Raw genomic sequence first — 14243 nt, forward strand, 5'->3', positions numbered from 1 at the left:
TACGTGATCGTCTGACCAGCAGCAACATTGGTACCCGAGACCGGATCCGCAGTCTTCGCGACCGTGAACCCCGGAACCTGAACCGGATGCGTCGTGCACAGCTGAGTCGCCGGATCACACACCTCCGGAGGATCAACCGGAGGAGTCGTCCCCGGAACAACGAAGTTGAGCACCGTGTTGTCGGCATTCGCCGCAACGCGATCGGCATCAGCCTTGACCGTGACGGTGTACGTCACCGTCTTGCTCTCGCCGGCCGCCAGGGTTCCCGTCACCGAGAAACCATCCGTGCCGACCATCGCAGCAGTCAACGGAGCATCAGCACTCAAGCTGCCCGCAACCAGATCAGCATCGTCGAGCAGACCACGCAGATCATCGAAGTGCGCGACCTCACCCGCACCGTTACCGGTGTTCGTGAACGTGAGCGTGTACTTGATGTCCTGACCGGCAACAACATTCGAACCCGACACCGGATCAGAGGACTTCACCACAGCGATCTTCGGAGAGACCACCGGATGCGTCGTGCACAGCTGAGTCGCCGGATCACACACCTCCGGAGGATCAACCGGAGGAGTCGTACCCGGAACAACGAAGTTGTTCACGAACACCCCACCGACCACATCGGCATTGACCTTCACCGAATACGTCACCGTCTTCGTTTCGCCGGCCGCCAAGGTCCCCGTCACCGAGAAACCATCCGTGCCGACCATCGTCGCAGCCAACGGAGCATCAGCAGTCAAACCACTCAATGCACCCTTGTCCACAACCTGACGCAGATCGTCGAAGTACGCGACCTCACCCGCACCGTTACCGGTGTTCGTGAACGTGAGCGTGTACTTGATGTCCTGACCGGCAACAACATTCGAACCCGACACCGGATCAGAGGACTTCACCACAGCGATCTTCGGAGACACCACCGGGTGCTCGGTCGTCACCGGCGGAGGAGTGATCTCCGGACCGGTCGGCGGCTTCGCAGTACCGGTGACCTTGTTGTTCAAGACTGTGCCCGCGGCAACGCCGTCGTTGACCTTCACCTCATAGGTCAGAACAACCGACTTACCCGCCTCGAGTGCACCCGTCCAACTCAACGTCGTACCCTCGAGGGTCGGCGCAGTCGCGTCGACACCGTCGACAGTTGCCTTGAGCGAACCGTCCACCAACGCCGCATTGTCGAGAACCTTCGACAGATCATCGGTCAACACCACCGGATCAAGAGTCGTCTTACCCGTATTGGCACCCGTCACCGTGTACGTGATCGTCTGACCAGCAGCAACATTGGTACCCGACACCGGATCCGCAGTCTTCGCGACCGTGAACCCCGGAACCAAGTGATTCGTCTCCACAGAAGGAGGAGTGATCTCCGGACCGGTCGGCGGCTTCGCAGTACCGGTGACCTTGTTGTTCAAGACTGTGCCCGCGGCAACGCCGTCGTTGACCTTCACCTCATAGGTGAGAACGACGGACTTACCGGCTTCGAGAAAACCAGTCCACGAAAGGGTGGTGCCCGACAGAGTCGGATCAGCGGCAGGAGCACCGTCGACGGTCGCCTTCAGCGAACCGGGAACGACAGCGGCGTTATTGAGAACCGCACCCAGATCATCGTTGATCTTTACCGGATCGAGCTTCGTCTTACCGGTGTTGGTTCCGGTGACGGTGTACTTGATCGACTCGCCGGCCTGAACCGTCGAACCGGAAATCGGATCAGCAGTCTTCTCCAGTTTGAAGCCGGGAACCGAGTGATTCGTCTCCACCGTAGGAGGAGTGATGTCCGGACCGGTGGGTGGCTTCGCAGTACCGGTGACCTTGTTGTTCAGAACCGTGCCCGCGGCAACGCCGGCATTGACCTTCACCTGGTAGGTCAGAACAACAGACTTACCAGCCTGGAGATTGGCGGACCACGACAAAATGCTGCCCGACAGGGTCGGAGCAGCGACAGCAGCACCGTCGACGGTCGCCTTCAGCGAGCCCGGAACGACAGCAGCATTGTTGAGAACCGCACTCAGATCGTCTTTGATCGTCGCGGGAGTTAGGGCCGTCTTGCCGGTGTTAGCACCGGTGACCGTGTACGTAATGGTATCGCCGGCCTGAACCGTCGAACCTGTCGCGGGCACAGCGGTCTTCGCGACCGTGAACCCGGGCATGGGATGCGTCGTGCAGAGATTGGTTGCAGGATCGCATGTTGTGGGAGGAGTTGTTGTCCCCGGAACGAGGTAGTTGTTCAGGACTTTGTTGCCACCGTCTTTGACCGTGACGGTGTAGGTGACAGTCCCTTTGCCGCCGGCTGGCAATGTGCCCCCGACTTTGATCTTGTCGGTGCCATTCAATGCAGCGGTGAGTCCGCCTGTAGCAGCACCGACCGCAACCGTTCCGTCATCAATGACGTCGGCGAGGAAGTCCGTGTAGTCGATCGTTGCCGGCGCAGTGCCGGGATTCTCGAAATTCAGAGTGTAGGTGATTGTTTGGCCGATATTGACCGTCTCACCGGTAGGTGGTGACGACGACTTCTTCACGAGAACCGGAGTGTTCTTGACCTTGCAGTACACGTTGTCGCCCGGCGTGAGTGCTGCCTGCGCAACGTCCCCGACCCTGAGCGCCTGGGTCACACCGTTTACCTGGCAATCCCATGACGTCGCATAGTTCGCGGTCTTGGTCGCCGAGGTAGTTGGCTTCTCCCAGAACGTGACAGGAGTAGGTGTCGTATCTGCGAGGAGCGTACGCCAGCCAGTCGATGCCGTCGTATCTGTAGCGCCGGTCGTGGTGCTCTTGATCTCGGTCGCTGCAGCAGCACCCGCGTTTGCGTGGTGGCCGGTGCTCATGCCGATAGTGAAATCGTCACCGGGGGTGACGCGCGTGAGGTCCTTGTCGATCTTGACCTTCGAGAGCAGGACACCGAAAGCCAGACCCTGACGAGAGGTGGCCAGAACGGTATTACCGAACGTCGCCGCGAAGTTGGTTGGAGCGGTCGATGCAACAACCAAAGTGCCCGGCGAATACTCCTGGTTGTTGACCAGGTTCCAAGAATCACATCGGACGGTGGTGGCGGGCATAGCCGTCAGCCCACCGTCACAAGCCCGAATTCCGGGGTATCCAGGCGCATCCGCACCAACCGTGCGTGCGATCTGGCGGAGAGGCTTGTCAGAATTGAAGGTCAGGAACTCTTTGTCAGTCGACGTGTTGGCGTCAGTCGACTCGGCGTCAGCAGCCACGAGGCCGTAGTTGTAAATCGGGCCATTCGGACCGGTCATCACGATGTTCTTCAGCGACACCGTTCCGCCAGACTGTCCATTCTCGGATGACTTCTGATAGATCGCCGGCTTGATCGTCGACGGCACACCCGTATACACGGAAGTCCCAAGAGCTGCGTAGTGCAAGGTGGGAAGATCATCCGTTTCGATTCCCTGGTGATTCTTTCCGGCAACCGAGTTGGTGAGGAAAGCCTTGAAGTTGATCTTGTAGCCCTCGGTGAGCTGGATTTCCATCGACTGCCCGGCCGCGGATGTGGCCGCGGCTTCGTTGAGCGCAGACATGTCGATCCAACAGATGTTCTGCGAGAAAGGGCCGGTGTTAGGGGCGCTGAAGGCACAGCCCTTTGCGGGCTGTTCGTCCGGCAGGACAGCAGCACGAGCCGGCGTCTGAGCCTGAACGGGACCGCCGAGCGTCGCGGCCGGCTGCGCTGATGCAACTACTGCCGTCGCGCCGGAGAGGCCGAGAATCAACGCGATGGCGGTCCACACCACCGTCCACGCTCGCACCCAGGGCGGGAACCCTGCGGTGAATAAGGCCGACCTTGTCGGCGGTATGTCGTTAGGCATTTCTTACTCCCCAGGATGTGCCTGATCGATGTTCGGTGGACGGAGATGCGAGAGCGCTGGCGCGAACTCCCGATTGATCGGTTGGTTCGGGTCGATCCGCCTGTTTTCGGCTGATCGACCTCACACCGGACGCTGTTGCCGGTCCTGTCATTCGAGCTCCTCTTCGGAAACACCTGCGTGTTGGAAGAGCCGCCCTGAACAGGACCTTGGCCCTCGAAATCCGTGCAAATCGAGAGCAACCTTCCAGTTATCTGGTTCAAGATAACAGATAACCGGGAGCTTGCCCATCGAAAGTCAGACAAAGCAGACCGATCGACGTTTTTGTTCGTAGATCGGACAAGCTTCGAGGAGCAGCGTTGTTCAAGCGGACAATTCAGCCCTCGGCGCACGGCACTGCGCCGGACGCGATGGCATTCAGCGTTTCCGCTAACCAGATCGGGTGACGACCAACTTCGAGGCGACCAGGAATCTGGACAAATGCCCAATATGGATAAGGCCTGTTGGATGCGCCACAGCCCCTCGAACCATGAACGGAAACTCCGTACTGAATGGAGTCCAATCGCCCGGGCAAGCACGTAGAAATTTGTCGAATTGATCCAGACCACACCCGGCGACGGCTGCCGGTAACGAAGCACTCCGGCGCTCCGATAATTGGATTGCGAGGCGCCATCTTCGACCGAAACTGGGTCGGCGCCTTCGATCCAGACCCAACTTCAAGTCCGTTTTGTAGCTTTTCGGTTGGAGCAGTCCTGCTCATTTTCTGCCATAGCTATTTTCTGATCCTGCTCAGCTAGTCGAAAGTTCAGCGACCGTGGCTACCACTCGGCAGAATTCTCGTAACTGACGAGCAACAACCGGACTAACCAGCCAAGCGTCACAAGAGTGCCAAAAAGGGCCCTTCCGCGTGCCTCGAGGCAAATGCATCGAGGGCGATAGGGCCCGAACCGGGCACCACGGAGCCAAGGGCCCCCGCCGCAAACTAGCTGCTGCCGAACCCCACACTGTTGGCGTAGCGATCGAAATCGCCCTGCGCCCCGCTGTAAACGTTGATATCGGTATTTCCGGTGATCCCGGGGATGCGTCCGGTGCTGGTGTACTGCCAGAAGGTCCAGTTGGACCAACCACCGGGCAGCGGGCCCGGTGCGTTCTGCCCGTTGTAATCGGCGATCCACAGCGGGTAGTGGTTGAACTCGGTGGTGTTGGCCATCTGGGTACGCCAGAAGTTGGGGTACGTGTAAATGATTGGCTGCCGCCCGGTAAGTGCCTGGACTGTATTCAGGTAGCGATGAGTCCAGTCGATGACCTGACCGGCGGGCAGTCCCTTCGCGTCCTCTAGATCCAGAACGGGCGGGAGGTCACCAGGTCCGTTGATACCCAGGACGATCGCCGAATAGAAGGCGGCCTGGGCTTCGGGGGACTGGCGAACATCTGCGTAGTGGTAGGCCCCGCGCGAGACGCCGGCAGCCCGCATGACCAGGCAATCCTGGATGAAGTACGGATTGACGTAGTTGAGCGACTCGGTGGCCTTGACCATCGCGAACTCGTGCCCTGACGCCTTGACCTGGAACCAGTCGATTCCGGTTCCGTCCACGTGCTGCCACGACGAGACGTCCGGGCCGCGGGGAGCGTCGGCAGCGGCGAGGCCAGGTGCCGTGATCGCGATGGCAGCTGCCATCGCGATCGGGGTGAGCTTGCCCAGTGCCCTGACGATCCGTCGCTCGACCATTTCCCGAGAGTAAGGTCGACTAGTCCGTTTTGTCCGCTAATTCAGGGAATGTTCACTCAACCGAGCCAATCGAGAACGGCCGCCGCGGTCCACGACTGTTGCATACTGCCCAGCGGCTCACCGGTGAAAGGCTCGTAGTACTCGGCAAAACTGCCGTCACTGGCCTGCCGCAACCCCTCCGAACGCAAGACGTGCGATCGCTCGGCCCACCCCCGACGCGCGAACGCCCACGAGAACAACCACGTGATCACCGGCCACACTGGGCCGCGCCAATACTCCCGAGGACGGAAATCGCCGGAAACCGGAGACGTCGACGGTGGGACGGCAAATCGCATGTCCGGGTGGCCACAGAATTTGGGCCCCTCGAAAGTGCGCAACAGAGCGCGCTCGGCATCGCGGCTCAGGCCGCCACACAGCAACGGCGCAAACATCGCGATGGTCTCGGTATGAACCCATCGTCCGGTGCGAAGATCGAAATCCTTTGCTGCACCCGATCGTTCATCGGTGGTGGCAATTACGCCCTGCCGGAATCGATCTGCCCAACCGCGCAGATCACGGACGTCGGAGTTTGGTCGCGAATGCTCCTCACCGATAGTTGCCAAAACGTCACATGCCATCGAGAAAACCGCACTGACAAACACGTCCTCCACGGCAAAACTCATGGCAGTGGCGAGTTGAGAATCCTCGTACCTCACGGCCTTCATCTCTTCGAGAAGCCAAAGGTAGCGGTCGTATTCGTGATCCGTTGGTCGCTGAGACAAGTCGGTCACCACAGCGAGATCAGCGCGCTGATACGCAGGCACTTGTCCCGCAACAACATTCGCGTACGCCAGATCCCATCGCGGAGAATTGTCCATCCCCGATTCCCACCCGTGATAGAGCGCGATGCGGCCGTTGCCGTCGAGATCGCGGGCCTCCGCCAACCAGCGGTGCCACCGAACCAGATCGCTCCAGCGCCGGTCGAGGAACTCTTCCGCGACCGCACGCGTCGTACGTCCGTGCCGACGCGAATGATCGAGAATCCGCTGCACCGCAATCGCGTGAACGGGGGGTTGGGTGATTCCCGATGTAGCTGTACCCAAAGGAGCATGCGCTGCCAACGCATTGACATCCCACCGCGTCGGGCCGGGGAAGTAGCCGTCGACACCGTTCGCGAACACGATGTGCGGAATCATTCCGTTCTTCCACTGAGCCGAGAGCAAGGTATCGAGCTCTACTACCGCCCGTTCGACGCTGAGCGGCGCCAAACCTACCGCGACGAACGCGGCGTCCCAGCTCCACATGTGGGGATACAGCTTCGGGGCAGCGCTGGTCATCGTGCCCAGGTCGTTTCCGCGCAGCAGGTAGGCAGCTCGGGCGGCGAGCTGAGTCGGGGTAAATCCGCGGTCGGCCATAGATGTCTATTTTGCGACGCGCGGCGCCTTTGCGCTCATCGAGCACTAATCGGGCGCCGTAACCGCGATAATGTGGCAACACCGTCAGGCGATCTCGAAGTGGAGGGCTTGTGCGCGAGAAGATCAAAGCACTGCTGTTCGACGTCCAGGGCACAGCGACCGATTTTCACAGCACCCTGTGCCGAGAGGCCCGTCGGATCACCGACGCCGACGTCGACTGGCCAAGATTCGTCAATCTCTGGCGCGCTGAGTACTTCGCGAACACCTCCGAGGCCGACGACTCCACAGGCGAATGGGTGACAGTACATTCGGTGTACCGCGAGGCTCTGCGCAAGCTGTTGGCCCGCGAGAGCATCGAACTTTCCGATGCCGAACAGGAAGAACTCACCACCGCCTGGAAATTCCTGGACCCGTGGCCGGACACCGTCGCAGGCCTGACAACCCTGCGCCAGCAGTACACAATCGCTGCCTTGTCCAACGCCGATGTGAATGCCGCAGTCAGCATCTCCCGGCACGGAAATCTGCCATGGCATGCCGTCTTCACCGCCGAAATGGCCGGTGTCTTCAAACCAGATCCGAAGATCTACCACCTGGCTGCTCGATACCTCGGGTTCGACCCGGCCGAGATCATGATGGTTGCCAGCCACAAATATGACATCCGGGCGGCCAAAGCTCTCGGGTTCCGCACAGCCTTCATAGCCCGACCACTCGAATTCGGAGCCAGGGGCAATCCCGATGTGTCATTCTCCGACGAGTTCGACATCAACGCCGAGGACTTTCTCGATCTGGCAGCGCAATTGGTCCACTGATGCCGTGCCTGCGCGTCGTTGCTGGTATTCCTACGTGAAGGAATATCGAAACGGACAGGCGGTTTGGATTTCATGGGCACCAAGGAAGACAGCGCTACCCGCGAACGCAAGGCCCTGCGGTACTCCCTCGTGGTCGCAACGGCGTTGGCTGTGCTCGCCGCATTCTGGGGCTGGATCTCGCAGTCCCAGGTGATCCTGCTCGACGGTGTGTACGCCCTCATCGGAATGGTGTTGACGGCGCTGTCGCTGCGGGTCTCGCGGATAGCCGACTCGGGCCCCACCGCACGCTTCCCCTTCGGTAAGGAGGCATTGATCCCGGTAGTCATCGCGGTCCAGGGCATGGCGCTACTGGCGACGCTCGCCTACGCCGCAGTCGAGGCAGTTCGTGTCATCCTCGCGGGCGGGGCCGACGTCACCGCGGGATCGCTGGTGGCATACGGCGCTGTCAGCGCAGTGGTGTCGATCATCATCTGGCGCTATGTCGGACAAGTCGACCGCACATCTGATCTGCTCGTCGCCGAAGCCAGGCAATGGGGAGCGTCGGCTGCCTTCAGTGCGCTGGTCGCAGTCGGTGCTGTCGTCGCAATGATCCTGGGCCGCACCGATTTCTCCGACGCCGACCGATATGTCGACTCCGTCTTGGTCCTCCTCGGCTGCGCGATGTTGGTCCCGCAGCCGTACGCACTTCTGCGAACCGCACTGATCGAACTCCTCGAAGGTGCTCCCGGCGAAATCGTTCAGGCCCGCGTGCGCGAAGCCATCACCGCCGTCCGCGACGAATTCGGTTTGGACGAACCGACTCTCACCATGAGCAAGGTGGGTCGCAAGCTGTATATCGAAGCGACGTTCATGGTCGCGCCACACAGCTGGGACATCGACGGTGAAGACGCAGTACGACGCTCGTTCGCCACCAGCCTCGCCGATCTCCCCTACGAACCGTGGCTCAACATCGAACTGACCACAGATCCGGCGCTGATGCTCTAGAGGCGGAATCTCCTCTCGAACAATAGAATCGCGACGGCAGGCTCAGCCTCACCTTCCCCCAAAAAACCCTTGACTCGAAAGTATGTTCGAGTATGATGGAAGGTGGAACGGGGGGTTCTCATGACGATCGACACCATCGACGACGCTGTCACTGCCGTGGTCAACAGCTCCGCTGTGGGTGTGCGCGGACGATTGTGGCGGCTGCACCCCAGCGACGTCCGCGAGATCGCCATCACCGCGTCAGCGGAAATCCTTCGCCTGGAAGCCATTCGAGTGGCCGCCGTCGACACCCTGACGTTGAACCCGGACGAACAAGTACTCTGCTACCGCGGCACCGGACAATGGCTCGCGAACCACACCATGCTGCAAATCTCCACCGGCAGAAGAATCGCAACCCTAGGCAAAGCCCTACGGTCATTCCCCGAGATCGAAGACCAATTCGACTCCGGCGAACTCACTTTCGAGCACGCAGCACTGATCGTGGCGTTCTGCGAATCCCCACCCAAAACAATGCCCGACGCCGCGCTACCGTACTGCCGCGACACACTCCTCGCCGCAGCATCCGGAACCGAAGCAACCACCGTCAAACTGCGCTACGCCATCAGCGTCCTCGAGCACATGTTCGAATCCGACGACATACCACCAAGCGAAGACACCGACCGCAACGAACTGCGCATCTCCCCAACCCTCAACGGAAGAGTCTCTGTCCGAGGCGATTTCGACGGAGTGACCGGCGAGATGCTTCTCTCCGCCCTCTCCAGCCTTTCCATGCCCACCCCCGCCAAGGACGGCACACCCGACAAACGACCCGCCGCCACACGCAACGCAGACGCCATGGCAGAACTCATCCGGCGCTACCTCGACAACGCTGCCACCGGTATCGACGGCGGCCAACGCCCGCACCTGAACGTGCACATCAACGCCAAAGACCTGGCCTACCACCGTGAATGCGCCTCCACCGCAGGCGACTCAACAGGCCGCACCACGACTACCGACCCGTCCGACCGTGACGACCTCGACACCCTGGACCTTGGCATGCCGGATCTCGACAAACAAGATCTCGATGTCGGCCACATGCCCTGGATGGGACCACTGAGCGTCGGCCGCACCCGCATGATCGCCTGCGACTGCATGCTCGGCGCCGTCCTCCTCGACGAAAACGGTGCCCCACTCGACGTCACCCCACTCAAAAGGCTTGTCACCGCGGCACAACGAACCGCACTGATCGCCCGCGACAAAGGATGCGCCTTCCCCGGCTGCGACTGCGTCCCCGCCTGGACCGACGCCCACCACATCAAACACTGGGCCAAAGGAGGACCAACCATCATGGACAACCTGGTCCTGCTCTGCCGAACCCACCACACCCTGATGCACCGAAAACCCGGATTCACCGGACAATGGGAAATCCAGGTAGGCGCTGATCACCTGCCCTGGTTCATCCCCCCGCCAGGCATCGACCCCGACCAGAAACCCCGCCGCTCCACCACGCGGATCTGAACCCGGAGGTCACCGAGCAAACGCCTCGGTGACCCATTCCGGCGTGCTCTCAATTGCCCGCCCACTCCAGAAGATTTTCGGCGGTCCACGTATTGATCACCCGATCCGCTTCGACACCGCACTTTTCGGCCCGGTCACAGCCGTAGCCCTGCCAAGCCAGCTGACCGGGGGCATGGGCGTCGGTATCGATGGAGAAAAGACAATCGAGATCGCGGGCCAACTCGATCAAACGCGAAGGCGGGTCACGACGCTCCGGTCGGGAGTTGATCTCGACGGCGGTCCCTGATTCTCGGCAGGCCTCGAACACTTTCTCCGCGTCGAACTGCGACTCGGGCCGGGTTCCGCGAGCACCCTCGACAAGACGCCCGGTGCAATGCCCGAGAATATCGACACGCGGATTTCGCACTGCAGCAAGCATTCTGCGGGTCATCGCCTCGCGTTCGGACCGCAGCTTCGAGTGCACGCTCGCCACCACGATGTCGAGTTCGTCGAGTAGATCGGGATCTTGGTCGAGTGAACCGTCTTCGAGGATGTCCACCTCGATTCCCGTGAGGATGCGGAAGGGAGCCAGTTCGGCATTCAACCCGGCTATCACGTCGAGTTGCGAACGTAGGCGCTCCGCGGACAGCCCGTTGGCAACAGTGAGGCGAGGCGAATGATCGGTGAGGGCGCAGTAGTCGTGGCCGAGTGCTGCTGCGCGTCGCATCATCTCTTCGATGGGGCTTCCGCCGTCGGACCAGTCGGAGTGTGTGTGGAGATCGCCGCGCAGCGCTTGGCGCAATGGGCCGTCGCCGATGGGCTCCGCCTGCCCCCGCAGTTCCTCGAGATACTCGGGGACGCCGTCGTACGACTGGGCGATGATCATTGCCGTCTTGGGCCCGATGCCGGTGAGAGCCTTCCAACTGTCGGCCTTCCGGCGAGACTCCTTCTGCTCGTCGGACAATCCAGCAAAGACCTCCGCAGCTCGGCGATAGGCCTTGACGCGGTGCGTTTCAGCGCGTGATCGTTCGAGCCAGTAGGCGATCTCCCGAAGCGCTTCATCCGGTTCCATGAGACCACTGTTCCGTCAGCAGCGGCTCGCGGCAAGCCTTGATCCCCTTACGCTGTGAATATGGACGACCCGAGAGCACGATTCGAAGCCGCGCGGGTGGCTCACCTGGCAACGGCAGATGCGGCCGGCGTTCCGCACATCGTGCCGCTGGTATTCGTTTTGGTCGGCGACACCGTCTATTCCTGCGTCGACCACAAACCGAAGACCACCACCGCACTTCGCAGGCTCCGGAACATCACCGAGACGGGGCGTGCGAGCCTGCTCGTCGATCATTACGACGACAACTGGTCCGCACTCTGGTGGGTCCGCGTCGACGGACGCGCGGAGGTCCTCGGCCCCGGCACCAAGGAGTCCGAGAGCGCAATCGACGCTTTGGCCGCAAAGTATCCGCAGTACGTAGATCACCGACCGCACGGACAGGTGATAGCCGTCCGCGATGTGGAGTGGTCGTCATGGTCCGCAGCAGCCTAGTGTTCAAGGAGCGAAAGTGATTGCAACACTCTCAATTCGGGCAAATTGGCGGGGGATCGATGAAACGACGACAGTTACTTCAGAGCGCAGCCACAGGCCTGGCGCTGGTAGCGGGGCCTCAGGTGATCGACATGGGTAGCAGTTCCGGAAGCAGCCAAGACGCAACAACCCCGTTGGATGAGCTGTTGCAAGTCGTTTCGCTCTCCCACGTGAACGACCCCGCGACCACGCCGATTTTTCCCGGCGATCCCGCGTTCACTCTCGACACAGCGGCAACCATCGCAGACGACGGCTACTACCTCCAGTACGTCAAGGAGGGTGAACACACGGGCACACATTGGGGCGCACCCGCGCACTTTCAGGAAGGTGGACTCACAGCCGACCAACTCGATCCGGCCGACCTCTTCCTTCCCGCAGTGAAGATCGACATCCGGGACAAGGCTGCCGCCGATTCGGACTATGCGCTCACGGTCTCGGACCTTCAGGAGTGGGAAAGGCGCAACGGCAGGATCCCCGATGGAGCGGCCGTGGTTCTCTGGACCGGTTGGGAATCGCGCTGGGGTAGCGAAGAATATGCCAATGCCGATGCCGAGGGTGTCACCCACCAACCCGGATTCTCGGTGGACGCGGCGCAGTGGCTGATAGACACCGGACGCTTGGGCACCCGCGGAGCATTGGGAACCGACACCTTCGGTCCCGACCTCGGAAACGACGAGACCTACCCCGTCTCGACACTCCTGTACGACAAGCATCGAATCAGCCTGGAGAACTTGAACAATCTTGCCGCCCTGCCAACCACCGGGGCGAGCATCCTTGTCGGTGGCGCGATCAACAAGGCCGGATCGGGTTCACCGGCAACGATCTTCGCACTCTTACGGCGCTAGTCTTCGCGGCGATCGCAGTAGACGACAACAGCGCCCTTTCCGCTTCTCTTCGCCTCGTACATCGCCGCATCGGCTCGGCGGAGAAGAGCGTGTGCACTCAGCGGCTCGTCGGCTAACTCGAACTGCGCGACACCAACGCTCGCACCCACCGACACCGATGTGTCTGCAGTCTGATCAGAACTGAGCGCGTCGACGATCCGGCGGGCTACGACGACGGCGTCGTCGATCGGGCCCTGCAGAAGTACCGTGAATTCGTCGCCGCCGAATCGAGCGACAAATGCACTCTCGGGAACCGCTTCGCGCAGACGCGCCGTGAGGGCAACCAGCAACCGGTCACCAGCCGGGTGCCCGTAACGATCGTTGACCTGTTTGAAGTCGTCCAGATCGACAAGCATCAGCACCCAATCGGAGTTCGTGAGGCGGTAGTTCTCGATGGCGCTCGCGAAGTGTTCGTCGAACGCGGCCCGGTTGGCGAGCTCGGTGAGTGGGTCGTGATGCGCTCGGTACCGGAGCTCGTCCTGCGCAGCGGAGATCTGTTGGAGGAGCGCGTCGTTCTCGAGGAGCGTGAGTATCTGGCGCACCAGCGCGAGAACCAGCACGCCGACGCCGAGTATCACGACCACGGCATCGAGGTTGCCGACGATCAGTGCCTGAACAGTCACGATCGTCGCGATCACCGCGATCAACAGATACGGCAGCAGCAACTGAGTCCGATCACTTCGCCACTGCTGTGGCGCGTCGCGGTTCCGAGGCTCGGTTCGCTTCGTCAGCGCCGCCAAGGCGATCAACGGCGGCCCCGCGATGAACCCGGCATCGGCGATGGTCGGCATACTCTCGGCGCCGATCGCCACCAAGTACGCGTACAAACTGTCCGAAAGGGAGAGCATCACCAACCCGCACCCGAGGAACGTCAGCGGTTCGCGGATCTCGGCAACGGCCTTCGGCCCGATGACCATCAGCAAGACCATCGCGATCAGAACGAAGTCGGTGATCGGATACATCACCGCGACAAGAAACCCGAGAGATCCCGTCGGACCGGTGTGAACGACGGCGCCCAGGGCGGTCGTCCACGTGAGGATGAACGATCCACCGACAACGACAAGACCGTCGAGCGTCAGCACGAGCCAGAGATGGATCGGGCCGATCGCCTCACGCCGGGGAGACTCACGTACCAGCGACAGAAGCGCCGGTACGGCAAACACCGGGAACATGAAGAAACCGATGTCCGCGATCGACGGCGACGGAAGTGGTACGTGGAGAACTGAGCGGTAAAACGCCCAGAAGAACATTCCGAGGGTCCAGCCGGCCATACCGAGAGCCATCAGAGTTCGCCAACGACGCTCGACTCCGTGATGGCGCCGCGACGTCCACCAACAGACCGCAGTCGCAGTGGCGCCGCCGACGAGCTGTGCGACATCGTCCACCAGAACCGCGGTTCGTGGGCTGAGCAGCCCGGATCCGGCGAGGACGATGACCGCAACAACGACGCCGAGAACCAGCCACGTGCGTCGTGCTCGGAACTGCGTCATCGAAGGGCCCATCGGTGTTCAAGGCGTCACCACCGATTGTCTAGCAGCCGGCATCGTTGCGGCCGGAATGTTTGTGGTGACGAATGCCC

Annotated in this window: 10 protein-coding genes; 5 read left to right on the forward strand and 5 right to left on the reverse strand. The window is 61.3% G+C overall.

The features are described from left to right. The 3 genes from AC1DVN_RS07365 to ggh all read right to left on the reverse strand — a co-directional run. Window positions 1-3809: DUF7927 domain-containing protein (locus tag AC1DVN_RS07365; RefSeq protein WP_477993653.1), on the reverse strand; the 3809-nt coding region annotated here is incomplete at its 3' end. 979 nt (window positions 3810-4788) lie between these two features. After that, a complete protein-coding gene (locus tag AC1DVN_RS07370) occupies window positions 4789-5484 on the reverse strand; it encodes a glycoside hydrolase family 25 protein (RefSeq protein WP_370334015.1) in 696 nt (231 codons plus the stop codon). A 107-nt stretch (window positions 5485-5591) separates the two neighbouring features. Beyond that, on the reverse strand, window positions 5592-6929 hold the full coding sequence (gene ggh, locus AC1DVN_RS07375) for a glucosylglycerate hydrolase (RefSeq protein WP_019746148.1): 1338 nt from the start codon (window positions 6927-6929) through the stop codon (window positions 5592-5594). 110 nt (window positions 6930-7039) lie between these two features. Here ggh and AC1DVN_RS07380 point away from each other — a divergent pair, with 110 nt between their 5' ends. The 3 genes from AC1DVN_RS07380 (at window position 7040) to AC1DVN_RS07390 (ending at window position 10219) form a co-directional block, all read left to right on the forward strand. Further along, window positions 7040-7738 carry a haloacid dehalogenase type II gene (locus AC1DVN_RS07380; protein ID WP_069146768.1) on the forward strand — a complete coding sequence of 233 codons (699 nt, stop codon included), beginning with the start codon at window positions 7040-7042 and terminating at the stop codon, window positions 7736-7738. Between the two features lie 72 nt (window positions 7739-7810). Beyond that, on the forward strand, window positions 7811-8722 hold the full coding sequence (locus AC1DVN_RS07385) for a cation efflux transmembrane domain-containing protein (protein WP_477993654.1): 912 nt from the start codon (window positions 7811-7813) through the stop codon (window positions 8720-8722). A gap of 120 nt (window positions 8723-8842) precedes the next feature. Further along, on the forward strand, window positions 8843-10219 hold the full coding sequence (locus AC1DVN_RS07390; protein ID WP_477993655.1) for an HNH endonuclease signature motif containing protein: 1377 nt from the start codon (window positions 8843-8845) through the stop codon (window positions 10217-10219). Window positions 10220-10268: 49 nt separating this feature from the next. Here the strand turns inward: AC1DVN_RS07390 and AC1DVN_RS07395 are convergent, their stop codons facing one another. Continuing rightward, window positions 10269-11270: a PHP domain-containing protein gene (locus AC1DVN_RS07395; protein ID WP_019746152.1), complete on the reverse strand. Its 1002-nt coding sequence runs from the start codon at window positions 11268-11270 to the stop codon at window positions 10269-10271. A 60-nt stretch (window positions 11271-11330) separates the two neighbouring features. Here AC1DVN_RS07395 and AC1DVN_RS07400 point away from each other — a divergent pair, with 60 nt between their 5' ends. Together AC1DVN_RS07400 and AC1DVN_RS07405 are read left to right on the forward strand one after the other, a co-directional pair. Then, complete coding sequence (locus AC1DVN_RS07400; protein WP_031330968.1) at window positions 11331-11741, forward strand: TIGR03668 family PPOX class F420-dependent oxidoreductase; 411 nt, start codon at window positions 11331-11333, stop codon at window positions 11739-11741. Window positions 11742-11872: 131 nt separating this feature from the next. Continuing rightward, window positions 11873-12625, forward strand: coding sequence for a cyclase family protein (locus AC1DVN_RS07405; RefSeq protein WP_477993656.1), 753 nt, complete (start codon window positions 11873-11875; stop codon window positions 12623-12625). Here AC1DVN_RS07405 and AC1DVN_RS07410 read toward each other — a convergent pair. After that, the gene (locus AC1DVN_RS07410) at window positions 12622-14154 is read right to left on the reverse strand and encodes a GGDEF domain-containing protein (protein ID WP_477993657.1); all 1533 of its coding nucleotides are present in this window, start codon (window positions 14152-14154) and stop codon (window positions 12622-12624) included. The two genes, AC1DVN_RS07405 and AC1DVN_RS07410, sit on opposite strands and share 4 nt — an antisense overlap. Window positions 14155-14243 lie beyond the last annotated feature (89 nt).

Source organism: Rhodococcus sp. P4_E4 (assembly GCF_056401575.1).

Excerpts from the sequence above, each read along its gene's own strand:
- AC1DVN_RS07370 (WP_370334015.1), bottom strand. The coding sequence starts at position 5,484 with ATGGCAGCTGCCATCGCGATCACGGCACCTGGCCTCGCCGCTGCCGAC.
- ggh (WP_019746148.1), bottom strand. The coding sequence starts at position 6,929 with ATGGCCGACCGCGGATTTACCCCGACTCAGCTCGCCGCCCGAGCTGCC.
- AC1DVN_RS07385 (WP_477993654.1), top strand. The coding sequence starts at position 7,811 with ATGGGCACCAAGGAAGACAGCGCTACCCGCGAACGCAAGGCCCTGCGG.
- AC1DVN_RS07390 (WP_477993655.1), top strand. The coding sequence starts at position 8,843 with ATGACGATCGACACCATCGACGACGCTGTCACTGCCGTGGTCAACAGC.
- AC1DVN_RS07395 (WP_019746152.1), bottom strand. The coding sequence starts at position 11,270 with ATGGAACCGGATGAAGCGCTTCGGGAGATCGCCTACTGGCTCGAACGA.
- AC1DVN_RS07400 (WP_031330968.1), top strand. The coding sequence starts at position 11,331 with ATGGACGACCCGAGAGCACGATTCGAAGCCGCGCGGGTGGCTCACCTG.
- AC1DVN_RS07405 (WP_477993656.1), top strand. The coding sequence starts at position 11,873 with ATGGGTAGCAGTTCCGGAAGCAGCCAAGACGCAACAACCCCGTTGGAT.
- AC1DVN_RS07410 (WP_477993657.1), bottom strand. The coding sequence starts at position 14,154 with ATGACGCAGTTCCGAGCACGACGCACGTGGCTGGTTCTCGGCGTCGTT.